Below are 19,596 nucleotides of genomic sequence, written 5' to 3'. Positions count from 1 at the left end.
AGATGCAAAGGCATGGCGCACATGTTGAGGACGCCACGTCGGCGCGCTTCGCCCTCTGGGCACCCGACGCGCGCAGCGTGAGTTTGGAATTGCAGCATCAGGACGCCGTCGACCTCGTTCCCGATGACGATGACGATGGCTGGTTCATTGGCACCGCCCCTGCCAAGCCAGGGGACCTGTACCGCTACTGCATCAATGGCGAGCTTCGCGTTGCCGACCCCGCATCGCGCTTTCAACCCGAGGGCGTCCACGGCCCCAGCCAAGTCGTGGACCTGGCCGGCTACACCTGGCAGCATCCCTGGCAAGGCCGCCCCTGGCACGAGGCGGTGATCCAGGAGCTGCATGTGGGCGTACTGGGTGGCTATGAAGGTGTGTCGAGCCATTTGCACCGTATTGCCTCGACCGGCATTACCGCCATTGAATTGATGCCGATCAGCCAATTCCCGGGCACCCGCAACTGGGGGTACGACGGCGTGCTGCCTTATGCAGCGCAGCACAACTACGGTACACCCGAGCAACTGTGCAGCCTGGTGGACCAGGCGCATGGCCACGGGCTGATGGTGATGCTCGATGTGGTCTACAACCACTTCGGCCCCGATGGCAACTTCCTGCATGAGTACGCCAGCTCGTTCTTTCGTGAAGACCGTCAGACCCCCTGGGGTGCCGCCATCGACTTCCGCCGGCCCGAGGTGCGTGAATATTTCATCCAGAACGCCCTGATGTGGATCTGCGATTACCGGATCGACGGCTTGCGTCTGGATGCGGTGCATGCCATCGATCAGCCTGACTTCCTCAAGGAACTGGCCAAGCGTGTGCGCGAGGCCGTCGAGCCGGGCCGACACGTGTGGCTGGTGCTGGAAAACGAGCACAACCAGGCGTTCTTGCTCGAACAAGGCTTCGACGCACAGTGGAACGACGATGGCCACAATGCGCTTCACGTGTTGCTGACCGATGAAACCGAAGGCTACTACGAAGACTACAAGGATGACCCGATCGGCAAGCTGGCGCGCTGCCTTGGCGAGGGCTTCGTCTTCCAGGGCCAGCTCAACCGCCATGGCGAACCACGCGGCGAACCCAGCGGCCACCTGCCGCCAAGCGCCTTCGTGCTGTTTCTGCAGAACCATGACCAGATCGGCAACCGCGCCATGGGCGAGCGTCTAACCCGGCTGACATCGCCCGCGGCCCTGCGCGCGGCAACCGGGCTATTGTTGCTGAGCCCGATGATTCCTTTGCTGTTCATGGGCGATGACGACGGCAGCCGTGCACCCTTCCTGTTCTTCACCGACTTTCATGATGAGCTCGCCGACGCGGTGCGCGAAGGCCGGCGCGGTGAATTCGAGCATTTTGCCGCCTTCGCCGACCCCGAAAAGCGTGCGCGTATTCCCGACCCGAACGCCGAGCAGACGTTCCACGCCTCCAGGCCTGACCCGCAGGATGTGATTGCCGGCTGGCATGGGCTGTACCAGCAGCTGCTCACTACGCGCCGCCAGCACCTGGTCCCGCGCCTGCCTGGCACCCGTTCCCTGGGCGCCGAGGTATTGGCTGACAAGGCGCTGACTGCACGCTGGCAGCTGGGGGATGGCAGTACCTTGCGCATCGACCTGAACCTGGGCGACCAGGCGCAGCACCTGGCGGCTGCGCCTGCAGGCACCTGCCTTTTCGACAGCGGCGACAAGGCGCACGCCGGCTCGACGCTTTCGCCCTTCAGCTGTGTGGTCACCCTGCTACCCCCAAACCAGGAGATGCCATGAGCGATTCCCTGCTTCACCGGCTCGCTCAACGGGCGGGCCTTGCCCGAAACTGGGTGGATGCCAACAACAAACCGCAGCAAGTGACCGACGAGGTACTGCGCAAACTCCTCGAAGCCCTGGGCCATCCGGCTGGCGACGACGCGCAACTACAAGACAGTCTATCCAGGCTTGAGCACAGCGATGACGCCCAGCACGTCCCGCCCCTGCTCACTGCCGACCAGGGCAAGCCGCTCGACCTCTCGCGGTATTTCCCAGCGCAGGCCCCGGTGTGTGGTCAGTTGGAAGATGGCAGTCACATCGACTTGCAGCTTGATGCCCAGGCTTGCCTGCCAGGTGATTTTCCAGTCGGCTATCACCAACTGGAAGTGGCGCAGCATCGCTTTACGCTCGCGGTCGCACCGCCTGGTTGCCCGTCGTTGCATGATCTGGTCGAGGCGGCACCTGCGCGCTGCTGGGGCTTGTCGGCGCAGCTCTACAGCCTGCGCCGCCCCGGCGATGGTGGTTACGGTGACTGCATGGCCCTCGAGCAGCTGGTACGCAGTGCGGCCGAACGGGGCGCCGATGCGGTGGCGATCAGCCCTATCCATGCTTTGTCGGCCTTCGATCAACAACATTACAGCCCCTACTCGCCTTCGAGCAGGCTGCTGCTCAATACGCTTTACGCAAGCCCGGCGGCCATTCTGGGTGAACGCACCGTGCGCCTGGCGGTCGAGGCCTGCCACCTGGAACAGACCCTGACCTCGCTCGAGCAAGCGGCTTTGGTGGACTGGCCGCGCGCAGCCGATGCGCGCTACAAGCTGCTGGACGCGCTCTACCAGCACTTCAGCCAAGGCGATCACCCGCAACGCGCCGATTTCGAGAGCTATCGCCAGGCCGCAGGCGAGGCACTGGAGCACCATTGCCGTTTTGAAGTGCTGCAAGCCGAGGCGGTCGACAAAGGCCATGGGGCTGATTGGCGCAACTGGCCAGAGGCGTGGCGCGACCCCTTCGGAACCGAAGTCCGCGCCTTGGCCGAAAGTTATCCGGCCAGGGTAGAGTTTCACGCCTTCTGCCAATGGCTGACCGAGCGCAGCCTGCAGCGCGCTCAAGAGGCAGCCAAAGGCAGCGGCATGGTAGTCGGCCTGATTGCCGACCTCGCCGTTGGCGCCGATGGCGCCGGCAGCCAAGCCTGGAGCCGTCAGGACGAACTGCTGGCCAACCTCACCGTTGGCGCGCCACCTGACATCCTCAATCGCTCAGGCCAGGACTGGGGCATCTGCGGGTTCTCTCCCGAAGGGCTCAAGCGCAACGGCTATCGCGCGTTCATCGAGATGCTGCGTGCCAACCTGGCCCATGCCGGTGGCCTGCGCATCGATCATGTGATGGGTTTGCAACGGCTTTGGCTGATCCCGCGTGGTGGCAAGCCCAATGAAGGCGCCTACCTGTATTACCCGCTCGAAGACATGCTTCGCTTGCTGGCGCTCGAATCCAGCCGCCACGGTGCAATCATCCTGGGTGAAGACCTGGGCACGGTACCGGACGGGCTACGCGAGGCCTTGGCGCAGAAAAACATCCTAGGCATGCGCGTGCTGCCCTTCGAGCAGGCGCCTCGAGGCCAGTTCACCCCTCAGCTTCAGTGGCCCGACGATGCCTTGGCGACCACCGGCACCCATGACCTGGCGACCGTGGCGGGTTGGTTGCAAAACCGGGACGTGGAGTGGAGCCGGCGACTGGGCCTGATTGATGAGTCCACCGAACAGCAATGGCGCGATGACCGCCGCAAAGAACACGAAGGCTTGCGCCGCACGCTTGAAACCCACTATGGCCCGCTGAAGGACGACACTGCCGTGATCGATGCCGCTATTGGTTATGTAGGCTACACCAAAGCTCCGCTGGTGCTGGTCCCGCTTGAAGACCTGCTGGGTCTGGAAGAACAGCCGAACATGCCCGGCACCACCGAAGGGCATCCCAACTGGCGCCGCCGTTTTGCCGAACCGGCAAGCCACATGCTTGACAACGAGGATGCCGCACGGCGCCTGGAAGTGTTGGCGCAAGCGCGCGAGCAGGCGTGGGAGCGCGACCGATGAAACCGCTCACTGCGACCCTGCGCCTGCAGTTCCACAGCGACTTTACCTTAGACCATGCTCTACCGCTGGTCCCCTACTTTGCTCAACTGGGCATCAGCCATCTGTACGCCTCGCCGATACTCAAGGCCCGAGCAGGTTCACGCCACGGTTACGACGTCGTCGATCCCACGCAGGTCAACCCGGAACTGGGCGGCGAAGCGGCCCTGGAGCGCCTGGTCAAGGCGCTGCGCCAGCACGGCATGGGCCTGATCGTGGACACCGTGTCCAACCACATGGCCGTAGGCGGCGCCGACAATCCCTGGTGGCAGAGTTTATTGGCATGGGGCCGTCGCAGCCCATATGCGGAGTTCTTCGATATCCAGTGGCATTCCACCGACCCGCTACTGGCCGGTCAATTGCTGCTGCCGTTCCTGGGCAGCGATTACGGGGTAGCACTAAAAGAAGGCCAGATTCCCCTGGAATTCGACGCCGACCATGGGGTGCTACAAATCGCTCATTATGAGCACCGCTTCCCGATCTGCCCGGTCGACTACGGCTGGGTGCTGGCGCTAAGCGCTGACCCGACGCTGACCAGCCTGGCCGAACAGTTCACTGCCCTGGCCGAGTCGGCCACCCCGCTTGACGATACCGCACCGCTGCAGGCCGAACTGGCTCGTCGCGTGCGCGAAGGCGCCGACCTGGCGTCGGCCCTGGTGGCATTTGACAGCCGCAGCGAGGCCGGCTTCAAGCGCCTGCACCTGCTGCTGGAACGCCAGACCTACCGCTTGGCCAGCTGGCGCACCGCTGCCGACGACATCAACTGGCGGCGCTTTTTCGACATCAATGAGCTGGGCGGTTTGCGGGTCGAGCGCCCGGTGGTGTTCGAAGCCACCCACGCCAAGCTGTTCGAGTTGATCGAACGCGGCCTGGTCGATGGCCTGCGCATCGACCACATCGACGGCCTGGCAGACCCACGCGGTTATTGCCGCAAGCTGCGCCGGCGCGTGGACAGCCTGATGGCCAGCCGCCCGCTGGACGCTGACGTGGAGCACTTCCCCATCTACGTCGAGAAGATCCTCGGCGTCGATGAGCATCTGCACCGCGACTGGCTCACCGATGGCACCACCGGCTACGAGTTCATGAACCAGGTGTCGTTGTTGCAGCACGATCCGGCCGGTGAGGCCCCGCTGACCGAACTGTGGTCGACGGTCAGCGAGCGCCCCGCGTTTACTGAAGAAGTACGCCTGGCGCGCCATCTGGTGCTCAACGCCAGCCTGGCAGGTGATTGCGAGTCGGTGGCGCAAGCCCTGCTGCAAGTCGCGCGAAACGACCTGATGACCCGCGATCTGTCCTTGGGCGCCATTCGTCGCGCCTTGCAGGCACTGGTGGCGCACTACCCGGTTTACCGCACTTACTTCAATGCCTGCGGCCGCCCGGCCGAGGACGAGGCATTCTTCCAGCAAGCCCTGGCCGATGCGCGCCAGGACCTGAGCGAGGCCGACTGGCCATTGCTCGAGCAACTGGAAAAATGGCTGGGCGGCGAAGGCTGGCGCCAGCTGCCACCGGGTCGTACCCGCAAGCAACTGCGCCACGCCTGCGTACGCTTCCAGCAATTGACCGCCCCCAGCGCGGCCAAGGCCGTCGAAGATACCGCGTTCTACCGCAGCGCGAGGTTGCTCTCGCGCAACGATGTGGGCTTTGAAGCCGAACGCTTCAGCGCACCGCTTGAGCACTTCCACAACGAGGCCCAGCGACGCCTGCGGGACTTCCCGGACAACCTGCTGGCTACCGCCACCCACGACCACAAGCGCGGTGAAGACACACGCGCTCGCCTGGCTGTGCTGAGCGAACGCGGCCCCTGGCTGGCCAGCCGCATGGCGCACTGGCGCGAGCTGGCAGCGCCGTTGCGCGCACAGCTGGAAGATGGCATGGCGCCGAGCCCTGGGGATGAAATGCTGCTGCTCCAGACCCTGCTGGGCACCTGGCCCTTGGGCTTGGCCGTCGATGACGCCCAAGGCTTGAAGCAGTTCGCCGAACGTGTCGGTCAGTGGCAACAGAAGGCGTTGCGCGAGGCCAAGCTGCGCAGCAGTTGGAACGCACCCAACGAAGCCTACGAAAAGGGCTGTGCTCGCTATCTGGAAGGGTTGCTGCTGGAGGCCGATGCCCTGCCCCTGCGTACCTCCATCGCCGATGCGGCGCAGCTGATCAGTTGCCCGGGAGCGCTCAACAGCCTGGTGCAGGCGTTCATGCGCATGACCGTGCCAGGGGTGCCTGATCTCTATCAGGGCAACGAATACTGGGACTTCAGCCTGGTGGACCCGGACAACCGCCGACCCGTCGACTACCCCGCTCGACGCAGCACCTTGGCAGAGGCCGCGCCGCTCGACGCGTTGCTAAGCCACTGGCACGACGGCCGGGTCAAGCAGGCGCTAGTGGCCCGCGTACTGGACTGCCGCATGGCCAACCCAGAGCTGTTCCGCCGGGGCAGCTACCTGCCATTGACCGTCAAGGGACGCCATGCCGACAAGATCGTCGCCTTCGCCCGCCTGGGCGATACCCAACGCGCCGTCATCGTCGCGCCGCGCCTGGCCAGCGAGCTGCTGGGGGCTGCGCAGAGCCCTCACGTGCCTGCCCAGAACTGGGAAGATACCCGGGTCATATTGCCGTTCGACTTCTCACCTGCCAATTCGACTGGACTTTTCGGCGGGGCCGTTGTCAGCCCTGTAAGAGAGTTGATGGTTTGTGCTGTGCTGTCGGACTTTCCAGTCAATCTGTTGATCGAAGATAACTAGCATTCAGGAGCGTCATATGAGTGTCGATGATAAACGCATACGCGAGTTTGCCTACCAGATCTGGGAGTCGGAAGGTAAGCCACACGGTGAGGAAGAACGTCACTGGGACATGGCCCGCAAACTGGCAGAAGCCGAGGCCAAGGCTCCGGGGGCCAAAGCCAAGTCACCCGCCAAGCCCAAGGCGCCTGCCAAGCCCAAAGCCGCTGCTGCACCCAAGCCGCCAGCCGATCCCAAGGTCGCTGCACTGCCAGGGGTGAAGCCTGCGGCTTCGAAGAAGCCACGCGCACCGAAAAAGCCGACCGCTAGCTGAACCATCCACGGCCCTGCCGTCTTCAGCGCCGCACTGGCACCGAGCCCCTCGGTTGCCAGGCCTGATGACGCCAGGGCCGTTGTAGTACTTAACCTTATTTTCCAGACAAGGCCATTCGAGGATTGCCATGAGCCCGCGCACCGCAAAGAAAACCCGCTCCGTTGCACCGTCGCGCATTCGCGAAGGCTTACCCTACCCCCTCGGCGCCACCTGGGACGGCCTGGGCGTGAACTTCGCCATCTTTTCGGCGAACGCCACCAAGGTCGAGCTGTGCGTCTTCGACGCCACCGGCGAGAAAGAGCTCGAACGGATCGAGCTGCCTGAATACACCGACGAGATCTACCATGGTTACCTGCCTGACGCGCATCCGGGTCTGATCTACGGCTACCGCGTACATGGCCCTTACGAGCCGGAGAACGGCCACCGCTTCAACCCCAACAAGCTGCTGATCGACCCGTATGCCAAGCAGTTGGTCGGCGAGCTGAAATGGTCCGAGGCGCTGTTTGGCTACACCATTGGCCACCCAGACGGTGACCTGTCGTTCGACGAGCGCGACAGCGCCCCCTTCGTGCCCAAGTGCAAGGTCATCGACCCCGCATTCACCTGGGGCCGGGACAACCGTGTGCAAACCCCGTGGGACCAGACCGTCGTGTACGAGGCCCACACCAAGGGCATCAGCAAGCGCCACCCGGCTGTGCCTGAGAACCTGCAAGGCACCTTCGCAGGCCTGGCCAACGACGAGCTGCTAAAGCACATCAAGGACCTGGGCGTTTCCAGCATCGAGCTGCTGCCCATCCATGCCTTCGTCAACGATCAGCACCTGCTCGACAAAGGTCTGAACAACTATTGGGGCTACAACACCATCGCGTTCTTCGCGCCGCACCCAAGCTACCTGGCCAGCGGCAAGATCGCCGAATTCAAGGAGATGGTGGCGCACCTGCACGACGCGGGCCTGGAGCTGATCCTCGATGTGGTCTACAACCACACCGCCGAAGGCAACGAGATGGGCCCGACGCTTTCCATGCGCGGCATCGACAACGCCTCGTATTACCGCCTGATGCCCGACCAGAAGCGTTACTACATCAACGACTCGGGCACCGGCAACACCTTGGACCTGAGCCATCCGTGCGTCCTGCAGCTGGTGACCGATTCGCTGCGTTACTGGGCAGGCGAGATGCATGTCGACGGCTTCCGCTTCGACCTGGCGACCATTCTGGGTCGCTACCACGAAGGCTACAGTGAGCGTCACAGCTTCCTGGTGGCCTGCCGCCAGGACCCGCTGCTGCGTCAGGTCAAGTTGATTGCCGAGCCATGGGACTGTGGCCCGGGTGGTTACCAGGTGGGCAATTTCGCACCCGGCTGGGCTGAGTGGAACGACCGCTTCCGTGACACCGTGCGCGCCTTCTGGAAGGGCGACGAGGGCCAACTGGCCGATTTCGCCGCACGCATGACCGGCTCTGGCGACATGTTCAACAACCGTGGTCGCAGGCCGTATTCGTCGGTCAACTTCATCACTGCCCACGACGGCTTCACCTTGCGCGACCTGGTGTCGTACAACGAGAAGCACAACGAGGACAACGACGAAAACAACCAGGACGGGACCAGCAATAACCTGTCCTGGAACTGCGGGGCCGAAGGCCCCACCGAAGACGCGGAAATCAATGCCCTGCGCATGCGGCAGATGCGTAACTTCTTCGCGACCCTGTTGTTTGCCCAAGGCACGCCAATGATCGTTGCCGGCGATGAATTCAGCCGCACTCAGCATGGCAACAACAATGCCTACTGCCAGGACAGCGAAATCGGTTGGGTGAACTGGGACCTGGATGAAGAAGGCCAGGCGCTGCTGACGTTCGTCAAGCGCCTGACCCGCCTGCGCCAGAAATATCCGGTGCTGCGCCGCTCCAGCTTCCTGGTGGGCGATTACAACGAGGCGATCGGCGTCAAGGACGTCACCTGGCTGGCGCCGGATGGCAACGAGATGAGCGTTGAACAGTGGGAAGACCCCAATGGTCGTTGCCTGGGCATGCTGATCGACGGCCGTGCTCAGGTCAGTGGCATTGCCCGTCCAGGTTCGGAGTCCACCGTGTTGCTGATTGTCAACGCCCACCACGACACCGTGCCGTTCAAGCTGCCAAGCGTTCCAGAGGGCGAACACTGGAGCTGCGTGATGGATACAGACCAGCCACAACTGCGCAAACCCAAGGACCTGCCCTTCGACAGCTCATTTGACCTGACCGGGCGCTCGGTAGCTCTGATGGTGCTGCAACACAGCGAAGAATGATGGCAAACGCGGTACGTCACGCGCAACGCGTGACGTGATCGTTCCTAGCCCGTCGGGCAATCCCAGCCAGGGATTGACCGGCGGGCTTTTTCTGGTAGGTCAACCGTCGCCGCTTGAGCCTGCGCCAACCACGTTCAAAACGATTGCCGGGTTGACCGACCCATGGCTGACGATGGTCAGATGATCAAGTGCGCGTAGGGTACCAAGGCCACTCATTCAAAGAATGCTTTTCTGCCATATCGCGTCCATGACAGCCTAACAGGGCCCTGAATTCACCCGCGGGCAGGACGCCCGCGGGTGGTTGGCGATCAGACTGGCTTGAGTACCAGTATCGCCAGCGGCGGAAGGTTCAGCGTCAGCGACAAGGGCTGACCATGGCAAGGGGTCTGCTGCGTGGCGACCGCGCCCATGTTGCCCACATTGGAGCCCGCATAGGCTTCAGCATCGCTGTTGAGCAGTTCCTGCCATTGTTCCCCGAACGGCACACCGATGCGGTAAGCCTCGCGCACCACCGGGGTGAAGTTGGCAACCACAAGCACCGGCTCACCCGCGCTGCTCCACCGCAGCCAGGCGAATACGCTGTTCTGCGCGTCATCCCCGATCAACCACTGGAAGCCTTCGGGCTTGCAGTCCTGCTCATGCAGGGCCGGCACGTCACGGTACAGGCGGTTCAGGTCGCCTACCAGGCGCTGTACGCCCTGGTGCTCGGGATACTGCAGCAGGTACCAGTCCAACTGGTGATCATGGTTCCATTCGCGCCACTGGCCGAACTCGCAGCCCATGAACAGCAATTTCTTGCCAGGGTGCATCCACATGAAGGCCAGGTAAGCACGCAGGTTGGCGAACTTCTGCCAGCGATCGCCCGGCATCTTGTCGATCAACGAGCGCTTGCCGTGCACCACCTCGTCATGGGAAATGGGCAGGATGAAGTGCTCAGAGTAGGCGTACACCAGGCTGAAGCTCATCTCGTTGTGATGATGCGTACGGTGCACCGGGTCGTTCTGGATGTAGGCGAGCGAGTCATGCATCCAGCCCATGTTCCACTTATAGTGGAAGCCCAGGCCACCCTCTTCGGTTGGCTTGCTCACGCCAGGCCAGGCAGTCGATTCCTCGGCAATGATCAAGGCACCCGGCGCTTCATGCGCCGCCACGCCGTTGAGGTGGCGGATAAAGTCGATGGCCTCCAGGTTCTCACGCCCGCCGTGGCGGTTGGGTACCCACTCTCCGGCCTTACGTGAGTAGTCGCGGTACAGCATCGATGCCACGGCATCTACCCGCAGCCCGTCGATGTGGAAATGTTTGAGCCAGTGAAGCGCCGAGGCCATCATGAAACCCCGCACCTCGTTACGCCCGAGGTTGTAGATCAGCGTGTTCCAGTCCTGGTGATAGCCTTCGAACGGGTTGTCGTACTCGTAGAGGGCCGTGCCGTCAAAGCGCGCCAGGCCGTGTTCGTCCGTGGGGAAATGCGCCGGCACCCAGTCCAGGATCACGCCGATGCGGGCCTGGTGGCAGGCGTCGATGAAGGCGGCAAAGTCCTCTGCCGTGCCGTAGCGCGACGTGGGGGCGAACATCGAGAGCGGCTGGTAGCCCCACGAGCCGCCGAATGGGTGTTCCATGATCGGCAGCAGCTCGATATGGGTGAAGCCCAGCTCCTGCACGTAAGGCACCAGGCGCTCGGCCAACTCGCGCCAATTGTAGAAACGCCCCACTTCGCCCGCTTCATCCAACTCGCAGCGCCACGACCCTGGGTGCAGCTCGTAGATGGACAATGGGGCGGTATAGGCGTGGCGCTGGGCGCGCTCGTCCATCCACTGCTGATCGCGCCATTCATGCCCAAGCGCCCCCGCCACCTTGGACGCGGTGCTGGGCGGCAACTCGGTAGCACGGGCCAACGGGTCTGCTTTGAGCGGCAGGATCCCGTCCTTGCCCAGCACCTCGAACTTGTAGGTTTCACCCACACCCAGACGTGGAATGAACAGCTCCCAGACACCGGCACCATGGCGCAGGCGCATCGGGTGCCGACGGCCGTCCCAGTTGTTGAACTCGCCCACGACCGATACCCGGCGCGCATTGGGTGCCCAGACCGAGAAGCACACCCCATCCACCCCGTCGACCTGTGCCGGTTGGGCACCGAAGCGCCCTGCCAGGTCCCGGTGATTGCCCTCGGCGAACAGGTGCAGGTCGATGTCGCCCAGCTGCGGGCCGAAGCTGTAGGGGTCTTCCGTGACTTGCTCGCCGCCGGCCCAGTTGATGTGCAACTGATAGGGATGCGCTTCGTTCAGGTGCGCGGTGAACAGGCCAGGCAATGCACCTGGCCGCATGTCGGCCAGCACGCGCTGGTCGTCGCGCGCCAGCACGCGGGCGCCCAGGGCATTGGGCAGGTAGGCACGAATGGTCATGACCCCTGCTGGATCGGTGTGAGGCCCCAGTACCGCAAAAGGATCGGCGTGCTCGGCGCGCGCCAGGGCATCCAGGTCCCGTTGCCCAAGCCCGCCGTTTTCACGCGTTGAAACGTTCATTCTGACTCTCCCCAGGTACTGATCAGTCCATGCAGGCCATGTAAAGGCACGGCCAGCCAGCTTGGACGATTTTCGGCTTCATAAGTTATTTCGTATGCCGCTTTTTCCAGGCAGAACAGCTCAAGTGCCGCACGCTCGCCTTCGGCTTGCTCCCAGGCGTGGGGCATGGCCGCGGTGGCCAGGCCATAAGCCTCGATGAACGCATGCCGGGACTGGTGAAGGTACTGTCGTGCCACCCGCTGCCGAGCTTGTCGCGCCGGCTCGGAAAGGTCCATCGTAGACGCGCTGCGCAGGATCATCGCAGCAGCATAGTCGAAAGAGCGCAACACACCGCTGACATCTTTGTACGGGCTGTGCTTGGCCCGGCGCTCTTCCAGTGGTCGGGACGGTTCCCCCTCGAAGTCGATCAGGTAGGCATCGCCTTGCACCACCAGCACTTGGCCCAGGTGAAGGTCGCCATGCACGCGCATCAACAGCCCACCCTGCGCCTGCCGTGCAAGTTCTGCCACGCGTTGGGCGAGCCCGTCGCGCTGCTGCTGCAAGTCATCGACCAACGCCTGGCTTTCAGGGTCGAGTTTGTCACGGTGCTGCACCAGCAGATCCAGCGCGTGGGTCAGCTCCGTGCTGATCTGTGCACTCCACCGCTCGCTGTCAGCGTCAGTGCTGGGATAAGGCGCGAAGGCCTGGTCCTGGGTAGGTGCGGCGAGCATCAGGTGCATCTCGCCCAGGCGCTGACCCAGCAAAGAAGCGAAGTCGCGCAGTTCGCTGACCGCGTCGGTATGGGGTTCGCCTTCGGCACTGGAGGGCTGCATCTGGTCGCGAATGGCGCGCTCCAAGGTGTTCTGGGACCAGGCCCAGGCATCGCCCTGATTACTCAGATAGCCCTGGGCAATCATCAACAGGTGTGGCGCGCCTTGGGCATCCTCGCGACTGACCCAGGCCAGCAACGGCGAGATATTGGCGAAGCCCGCAGCGGTGAGATAAGCGCTCATTTCAAGCTCTGGGTGAATGCCTGCGTTGACCCGCCGGATCAACTTGAGCACCACCGAATCGCCCACCACTACCGAACTGTTGGACTGCTCGGCGCTCAGGTAGCGCACCGAGCTGTCATCGCCCAGTGCCAGGCCAGCCAGCTGCTCGGTGTGATTGAAATGCAGTTCGCCCTGATCGTTCCCGCAGGTCAGGCGCACGCCCTCCTGGCAGGCCTTGAGCACCGTGCGAATGAAGGGTTCGAGGACGAAGGCATCGGTGATCAGGCCCACCTCATTGGCCCGTCGCACGCGCGACAGGGCCAACTGCTGCGGCAGAGCCGTGCTGATTTGCTCTTCGGGCAGCAAGCCGAACGGCAGCTGGTAGCGGCTGGTCACCCCGTCGCTGGTCACCTCGATTTCACTGAACAGCACGGGCATACCGGCCGTGGCCATGCGCACACCATAGCTCAGGTCGACCTGATCGACAGGCCCTTCCTTACCCGCGAACCAGCGTCGCTTGGGCAAATACTGGGGCAGGATGGTGGACTGCAAGGCGTCGCGTGAAGGCGACTCGAGCAGCTCTTCAAGACGTTTGCGTAGCACTAATGTGGTCAATTCCGGTAACCCCTCAGTAGGCTGGTTGTGCCAGCTGGGCATGCGGTCGTGGGCAGCCAGCACGAACCAGTAGAAGCCATAAGGCGGCAAGGTCAGCAGGAACGGCAACTGCCCGATGGGCGGGAAGGCGCTACCGCCGATCATTTCCACGGGGACCTTGTCGGCGTACTGGGACAAATCCAGTTCCGCAGCCTGGGCCGCCCGGGACACGTTGGCGACACAGAGAATCACCTCGGTGTGGCCATCGGCGTCGGTGAATTCCCGGATGTAGGCAAGGATGCGTCGGTTGCTGGGTGTCAGCGTGCGCAGCGTGCCACGGCCGAAGGCTTTTTGCTGCTTGCGCACGGCGAGCAGGCGACGCGTCCAGTTCAGCAATGAATGAGGATCGTGGCTCTGTGCTTCGACGTTGACCGTCTGGTAGCCATAGAGCGGGTCCATGATCGGTGGCAGCACCAGCCGCTGCGGGTCGGCCCGGGAGAACCCGCCGTTGCGGTCAGGCGACCACTGCATGGGCGTGCGCACGCCGTCGCGATCGCCCAGGTAGATGTTGTCGCCCATGCCCAGCTCATCGCCGTAATACAGCGTTGGCGTACCTGGCATCGAGAGCAGCAGGCTGGTGAGCAGCTCGATCCTGCGCCGGTCGCGTTGCAGCAGCGGCGCCAAGCGGCGCCGGATGCCTAGGTTGATCCGGGCGCGGCGGTCCTCGGCGTAGTAGTTCCAGAGGTAGTCGCGCTCGCGGTCGGTGACCATCTCCAAGGTGAGCTCATCGTGGTTGCGCAGGAAGATGGCCCACTGGCAGTTGGCCGGAATCTCCGGGGTCTGGCGCAGGATGTCGGTGATGGGAAAGCGATCTTCCATGGCAAGCGCCATGTACATGCGTGGCATCAGCGGAAAATGGAACGCCATATGACATTCGTCCCCGTCGCCTTCGCCAAAGTAAGGACGGGTATCCTCCGGCCACTGGTTGGCCTCGGCGAGCAACATGCGATCAGGGTAATTGGCATCGATCTCGGCCCGGATCGCCTTGAGCACATCATGGGTTTCGGGCAGGTTCTCGTTGTTGGTACCGTCGCGCTCGATCAGGTACGGGATGGCGTCAAGCCGCAAGCCATCGACACCCAGGTCCAGCCAGAAGCGCATCACGCCGATCACGGCCTTGAGCACCTGCGGATTGTCGAAATTCAAATCCGGCTGATGGGAGTAGAAGCGGTGCCAGAAGTACTGGCCTGCCACCGGGTCCCAGGTCCAGTTGGATTTCTCGGTATCGAGGAAGATGATGCGGGTGCCGCCGTACTTGTGGTCGTCATCGGACCACACGTAGAAGTCGCGGGCCTTGCTGCCACGCTTGGCATGGCGGGCACGTTGAAACCACGGGTGCTGGTCGCTGGTGTGGTTGATGACCAGTTCGGTAATCACCCGCAGCCCGCGTTTGTGCGCCTCGGCAATGAAGCGGCGGGCGTCAGCGAGGGTGCCGTAGTCTGGATGCACTGCCTTGTACTCGGCGATATCGTAGCCGTCGTCGCGTCGGGGCGAGGGATAGAACGGCAGCAGCCACAAGGTGTTGACGCCCAGGTCGGCGATGTAGTCGAGCTTGCTGATCAACCCGGCGAAGTCACCGATACCGTCATTGTTGGCATCGAAGAACGACTTGATGTGCAACTGGTAAATCACCGCATCCTTGTACCACAGCGGGTCGTCAATGAAGGCTGCCGGGCGGGTACGCTTGGCCATGTACCATTCCTCTGAATGCTTGATCGGTAAAAAACCGTCAGAGAGCAGGCGGGCCCGCTCTCCGCCAGGCTCAGCTGACTTTACTGATTCGCCAGATACCGAAAGGCTGGTGCCAAGGCTCGATGCGCATGAACTGGGTCTTGCCGTACCACGACCAGCGATGACCGTTCATCAGGTCCTCGCCGTGCGTCTCGGCACCGTCATCAAGGCCCAGCTCCCACAATGGCAGTTCGAAATGGGCTTCCTGGGCATTATGCGGGTCGAGGCTGACGGCGATGAGGATGTAATTGTCACGCGCAGGCGTGCGCTTGGCGAAATACAGAATGTTGTCGTTCCAGCAATTGAGCAGCGTCAGGCCCAGGTGGCTCTGCAAGGCCGGGTTCTGCCGGCGGATACGGTTGAGCTGGGCGATCTCGGCAATGATGTTGCCCGGCTGGGTGAAGTCACGCGGGCGGATCTCGTACTTCTCCGAGTCCAGGTACTCTTCCTTGCCCGGCAGCCCTGCCGCTTCGCACAACTCGAACCCCGAATACATGCCCCACAAGCCCGACCCCATGGTGGCCAGCGCGGCCCGGATGAGGAAGCCTGCGCGGCCGTTCTGCTGGAGGAAGAACGGGTTGATGTCTGGGGTGTTGACGAAGAAGTTCGGCCGGTAGCACTGGCTCCATGGGGGCTGGTTGAGCGTTTCGAAATACTCGCTCAGCTCCTGCTTGGTGTTGCGCCAGGTGAAGTAGGTGTAGCTCTGCGCATAGCCGACCTTGCCCAAGCGCGCCATCATGGCGGGCTTGGTGAACGCCTCTGCCAGGAACAACACGTCCGGGTATTGGCTGCGTACATTGGCGATCAGCCACTGCCAGAACGGCAGGGGTTTGGTATGCGGGTTGTCCACCCGGAACGTCTTCACGCCCTCCTCCACCCAACCGATGATCACATCGCGCAGTGCAATCCACAGCCCAGGTACGGCGTCGGGTGCGTAGAAATCGACGTTGACGATGTCCTGGTACTTTTTCGGCGGGTTCTCGGCGTAGCGGATGGTCCCGTCCGGGCGCCAGCTGAACCAGCCTGGATGCGCTTGGAGCCAAGGGTGGTCCTGGGAGCATTGGATGGCGAAGTCCAGGGCGATTTCCAGACCATGCTGGGCTGCGGCCGACACCAAGCGGCGGAAATCTTCACGCGTGCCGAGTTCGGGGTGGATCGCATCGTGCCCACCGTCGGCACTGCCAATTGCGTAAGGGCTGCCAGGGTCGCCCGGCTGTGCCTGCAAAGCATTGTTCCGGCCCTTTCTATGCTGCATGCCGATGGGGTGGATGGGCGGGAAATACAACACGTCGAAGCCCATGTCGCGAATCATCGGCAGGCGCTGGTGCACATCATTGAAGGTACCGTGGCGCTGGGGATCATCGGTGATCGAACGGGGGAACAGCTCATACCAGCTGGCGAATTGCGCGGCCGGGCGGTCCACATCCAGCGGGTAGTCGCAACTGCGAGTCAGGTAGCTGCGGTGCTCGGCGGCAGCCATCATCTGCGACGCCTCGGCGCCCAGCAGCAGGGCCACTTGTTCGTCCTCGGGCAGCGTCTGCAAGGTGCTTTGCAGCGCCTGTAATTGCTCGCGCAGAGCGCCGCTGCTCAATTCGATGCCCTTGCCCAGCAGCAAACGCCCTTCCTCAAGCTCAAGCTTTACGCCGACACCGGCATTGAACTTCTTCTCCAGGTCGTAGCAGTACGTGGCATACGGATCGATCCAGGCTTCGATGCTGAACACATGCGGCCCGATTTCAGTCGGGGTGAATTCTGCCAGCCACAGGTCATTGCCAGGCGAGGTCATGGGCACACAATGAATGCGTCGGCTACCGGCCTGACGCCAGTTCAACACCACGGCCATGCGGTCATGGCCGTCAGTGAATACCTTGGTGCTGACCGAAACCGGCTGATTGCTGATGGCCTTGGCGGCAAAGGCGCCGCCATCTAGCACCGGCTGGGTGTCCTCGATGGCGATACGCGGTGCCATCAAGGCCTGGGACAGGCTGATGACCTGCTCCGGATGATCGTTTGCCGTGGGCACGCTTTCGAAGGGCTCGTTCAAAGACATCAGGCCTTGCTCCCTGGGACTGGTGGCGGTAAGGGTTGAGAGCGCGGCGACCGAGTCTGGGTTCAAAAATGAATTGATTCACGGCACCAGCGGTCGAACGCTGCAGGACAGGTTCACTCAACCCCACGAGGCATGGCCATGACGCTCCCAACGCCCCCGGAAACGCCCGATCCGAACATTGACGATCCCAACCTCCCGCCCCCGGAGCCTGAGCGTGATCCGGATGAGCTGCCGATTCAGCCGACGGTCCCGCCAACCGTGGGTGATCCACCCAGCCAGGAACCCCCGATAAAGGCGGGCGACTGAAGTCGAAAACTGTCAGTTTTGCCAGTGGCGCATCGGCCGCGTTGTTCCGATCATGAGTCACCTTTGTGATTCAGGAGTTACGGATATGACGCTTGATGGTATGAGCCACAGCGAGCGAAATGAATACGAAGCCTATGTCATCGAGTGTCTCCAGGAGGCAGGCATCAAGGATACTAATCCTGCGACAGTTCTGAAGACACTCGATAAGGACGCCTTCAGGCGCGCCATTGGCCAGATGAAGGACGATTTCGATTTCGGTTTCAAGCCTGAGTCGATAACATCTGTCGCTCAACTGGCCGAGGCAATTTGGCGAGCATCGCAATCGAGGTGAGGGATCACCCCTGGGGCACATCACTGAAGGATCTAGGTGATCTGCCCCAGTTCCGCCATGCTGATTTCTCGCATTTTGAACTTCTGCACCTTGCCCGTCACCGTCATGGGAAATTCATCGACGAAGCGAATATGGCGGGGCACCTTGTAGTGGGCTATACGGGACTTGCACCAGGCCTGCAGTGCCTCTGCAGTAGCCTGGTGACCCGGATGCAGCTTGATCCAGGCGACGATGTCCTCGCCATAGCGGCTGCACGGGATACCAATGACCTGGGCATCGGCCACCGCCGGGTGGGTATAGAAGAACTCCTCTATTTCACGTGGGTAGATGTTCTCGCCACCGCGAATGATCATGTCCTTGTTGCGCCCGACGATACGCACATACCCCGCCTCGTCCATCACCGCCAGGTCACCGGTGTGCATCCATCCGGCCGCGTCGATGGCGCTGGCTGTCGCCTGGGGGTTATCCCAGTAACCCAGCATCACGCTGTAGCCGCGCGTGCACAGCTCACCGGTCTGACCGCGTGCAACCGTGCCGCCCTGCGGGTCGATGATCTTGCTTTCCAGCTGCGGCTGGGTACGGCCCACTGTGGTGACGCGCAGTTCCAGCACGTCATCCGGCCCGGTTTGCAAAGACACCGGGCTGGTTTCGGTCATGCCATAGGCGATCTGCACCTGGGCCATGTGCATCTGGTCGATGACCCTGCGCATCACCTCGATCGGGCAAGTGGCGCCTGCCATGATGCCGCTGCGCAAGGACGACAGGTCCACGTGCTGGCGAGCCGGATGGTCGAGCATGGCAATGAACATGGTGGGCACGCCGTACAGAATGGTGCCACGTTCCTCGGCCACGGCGCGCAAGGCCAACTCGGCATCGAAGGCGTCGCTTGGGTAGATCATGGTAGTGCCATGGGTGATGCAGCCCAGGTTGCCCATGACCATACCGAAACAGTGGTACAGGGGCACCGGGATCACCATGCGGTCGCGTTCAGTCAAGCCCAGGCTGGCGCCGACCATGAAGCCGTTGTTCAGGATGTTGTAATGGCTGAGGGTAGCGCCCTTGGGCGCGCCAGTGGTGCCGGAGGTGTACTGAATGTTCACCGGTTGGTCGAAATGAAGGCTGTTCTGCCGGGCGGTGCACGCCTCGCGGCTGACGGACGCGCCCCAAGTGGCCAGTGCCTCCCACGGCAGGAAGCCAACAGGCGGGTCGTTGGCCAGGCTTATCACCCCGCGCAAGGCAGGCAGCGAGGCACTGGTGACCTGACCGGGTGCGGCGGTAGCCAATTCGGGCACCAAGGCCTGGATCATGGCGTGGTAATCGGAATGCTTGAACGCATCGGCACAGACCAGCCAACTGCACCCTGACTGGCGCAGCACGTATTCAAGCTCGCCCACACGGTAAGCCGGGTTGACGTTGACCAGGATGGCACCCAACTTGGCGGTTGCCACCTGGAGAATGCACCATTGCGCGCAGTTGGGTGACCAGATGCCCACGCGGTCACCGGTTTCGATCCCAAGGGCCATCAGCGCTCGAGCACACGACTCAACCTGCTCTGCCAGTTGCCGCCAGCTGTAGCGCAGGCGCTGGTGCCGAGCCACCAACGCTTCCTGCTCGTGCAGGCGCGCTACTGTAGCGTCGAAGGCCTGGCCGATGGTTTGGGTAAGCAAAGGGCGGTCCTGGCGACCGCGGGTATAGCTGGGTTGAGTCATGTGCGTCCCTTCTTTTGATTGTTCTGGATAGGGGCCAAGCGCGCGCCAATCACTTTGGCTCAGATTTACGTTTACGTAAAGGTGATGGATAAATTGACAAAAAAGCAGGGGCAGGTTTACGTTTACGTAAAGGTGATAGGCAGCAA

General features: G+C 62.6%; 10 protein-coding genes. 6 read left to right on the top strand and 4 right to left on the bottom strand.

Translation table 11 applies throughout. From position 1 onward, the window contains the following. The first annotated feature begins 2 nt into the window (after positions 1 to 2). The 5 genes from treZ to glgX all read left to right on the top strand — a co-directional run bounded on the left by treZ (position 3) and on the right by glgX (position 9,179). Positions 3 to 1,751, top strand: a complete 1,749-nt coding sequence (gene treZ, locus B2S33_RS12805; protein WP_059183842.1) for a malto-oligosyltrehalose trehalohydrolase — start codon at positions 3 to 5, stop codon at positions 1,749 to 1,751. Beyond that, a complete protein-coding gene (gene malQ / locus B2S33_RS12800; protein WP_088523348.1) occupies positions 1,748 to 3,817 on the top strand; it encodes a 4-alpha-glucanotransferase in 2,070 nt (689 codons plus the stop codon). The genes treZ and malQ overlap by 4 nt, the downstream gene beginning before the upstream one ends. Then, entirely contained in the window at positions 3,814 to 6,588 is a 2,775-nt protein-coding gene (locus B2S33_RS12795) for a malto-oligosyltrehalose synthase (protein WP_288650416.1), read from the top strand. The genes malQ and B2S33_RS12795 overlap by 4 nt, the downstream gene beginning before the upstream one ends. Before the next feature lie 16 nt (positions 6,589 to 6,604). Then, the gene (locus B2S33_RS12790) at positions 6,605 to 6,898 is read left to right on the top strand and encodes a DUF2934 domain-containing protein (RefSeq protein ID WP_027916217.1); all 294 of its coding nucleotides are present in this window, start codon (positions 6,605 to 6,607) and stop codon (positions 6,896 to 6,898) included. Positions 6,899 to 7,025: 127 nt separating this feature from the next. Next, positions 7,026 to 9,179 carry a glycogen debranching protein GlgX gene (gene glgX / locus B2S33_RS12785; RefSeq protein ID WP_049695751.1) on the top strand — a complete coding sequence of 718 codons (2,154 nt, stop codon included), beginning with the start codon at positions 7,026 to 7,028 and terminating at the stop codon, positions 9,177 to 9,179. Between the two features lie 308 nt (positions 9,180 to 9,487). Here glgX and glgB read toward each other — a convergent pair whose 3' ends face one another. The 3 genes from glgB to B2S33_RS12770 all read right to left on the bottom strand — a co-directional run bounded on the left by glgB (position 9,488) and on the right by B2S33_RS12770 (position 17,104). After that, complete coding sequence (gene glgB, locus B2S33_RS12780; protein ID WP_288650413.1) at positions 9,488 to 11,698, bottom strand: 1,4-alpha-glucan branching protein GlgB; 2,211 nt, start codon at positions 11,696 to 11,698, stop codon at positions 9,488 to 9,490. Next, on the bottom strand, positions 11,695 to 15,015 hold the full coding sequence (gene treS / locus B2S33_RS12775) for a maltose alpha-D-glucosyltransferase (protein ID WP_288650411.1): 3,321 nt from the start codon (positions 15,013 to 15,015) through the stop codon (positions 11,695 to 11,697). Before treS ends, glgB begins: the two co-directional genes overlap by 4 nt. Positions 15,016 to 15,085: 70 nt before the next feature. After that, the gene (locus B2S33_RS12770) at positions 15,086 to 17,104 is read right to left on the bottom strand and encodes an alpha-1,4-glucan--maltose-1-phosphate maltosyltransferase (protein ID WP_027916221.1); all 2,019 of its coding nucleotides are present in this window, start codon (positions 17,102 to 17,104) and stop codon (positions 15,086 to 15,088) included. A gap of 391 nt (positions 17,105 to 17,495) precedes the next feature. Here B2S33_RS12770 and B2S33_RS12765 point away from each other — a divergent pair, with 391 nt between their 5' ends. Beyond that, on the top strand, positions 17,496 to 17,741 hold the full coding sequence (locus B2S33_RS12765; RefSeq protein ID WP_145279860.1) for a hypothetical protein: 246 nt from the start codon (positions 17,496 to 17,498) through the stop codon (positions 17,739 to 17,741). Between the two features lie 32 nt (positions 17,742 to 17,773). Here the strand turns inward: B2S33_RS12765 and B2S33_RS12760 are convergent, their stop codons facing one another. Beyond that, positions 17,774 to 19,450 carry an AMP-binding protein gene (locus tag B2S33_RS12760; protein WP_028686556.1) on the bottom strand — a complete coding sequence of 559 codons (1,677 nt, stop codon included), beginning with the start codon at positions 19,448 to 19,450 and terminating at the stop codon, positions 17,774 to 17,776. Positions 19,451 to 19,596 lie beyond the last annotated feature (146 nt).

Source organism: Pseudomonas sp. UBA5568 (genome assembly GCF_002425525.1).
Lineage (GTDB): Bacteria > Pseudomonadota > Gammaproteobacteria > Pseudomonadales > Pseudomonadaceae > Aquipseudomonas > Aquipseudomonas fulva.
This window is presented reverse-complemented; position numbering and strand designations above follow the sequence as displayed.

Excerpts from the sequence above, each read along its gene's own strand:
- treZ (WP_059183842.1), top strand. The coding sequence starts at position 3 with ATGCAAAGGCATGGCGCACATGTTGAGGACGCCACGTCGGCGCGCTTC.
- malQ (WP_088523348.1), top strand. The coding sequence starts at position 1,748 with ATGAGCGATTCCCTGCTTCACCGGCTCGCTCAACGGGCGGGCCTTGCC.
- B2S33_RS12795 (WP_288650416.1), top strand. The coding sequence starts at position 3,814 with ATGAAACCGCTCACTGCGACCCTGCGCCTGCAGTTCCACAGCGACTTT.
- B2S33_RS12790 (WP_027916217.1), top strand. The coding sequence starts at position 6,605 with ATGAGTGTCGATGATAAACGCATACGCGAGTTTGCCTACCAGATCTGG.
- glgX (WP_049695751.1), top strand. The coding sequence starts at position 7,026 with ATGAGCCCGCGCACCGCAAAGAAAACCCGCTCCGTTGCACCGTCGCGC.
- glgB (WP_288650413.1), bottom strand. The coding sequence starts at position 11,698 with ATGAACGTTTCAACGCGTGAAAACGGCGGGCTTGGGCAACGGGACCTG.
- treS (WP_288650411.1), bottom strand. The coding sequence starts at position 15,015 with ATGGCCAAGCGTACCCGCCCGGCAGCCTTCATTGACGACCCGCTGTGG.
- B2S33_RS12770 (WP_027916221.1), bottom strand. The coding sequence starts at position 17,104 with ATGTCTTTGAACGAGCCCTTCGAAAGCGTGCCCACGGCAAACGATCAT.
- B2S33_RS12765 (WP_145279860.1), top strand. The coding sequence starts at position 17,496 with ATGACGCTTGATGGTATGAGCCACAGCGAGCGAAATGAATACGAAGCC.
- B2S33_RS12760 (WP_028686556.1), bottom strand. The coding sequence starts at position 19,450 with ATGACTCAACCCAGCTATACCCGCGGTCGCCAGGACCGCCCTTTGCTT.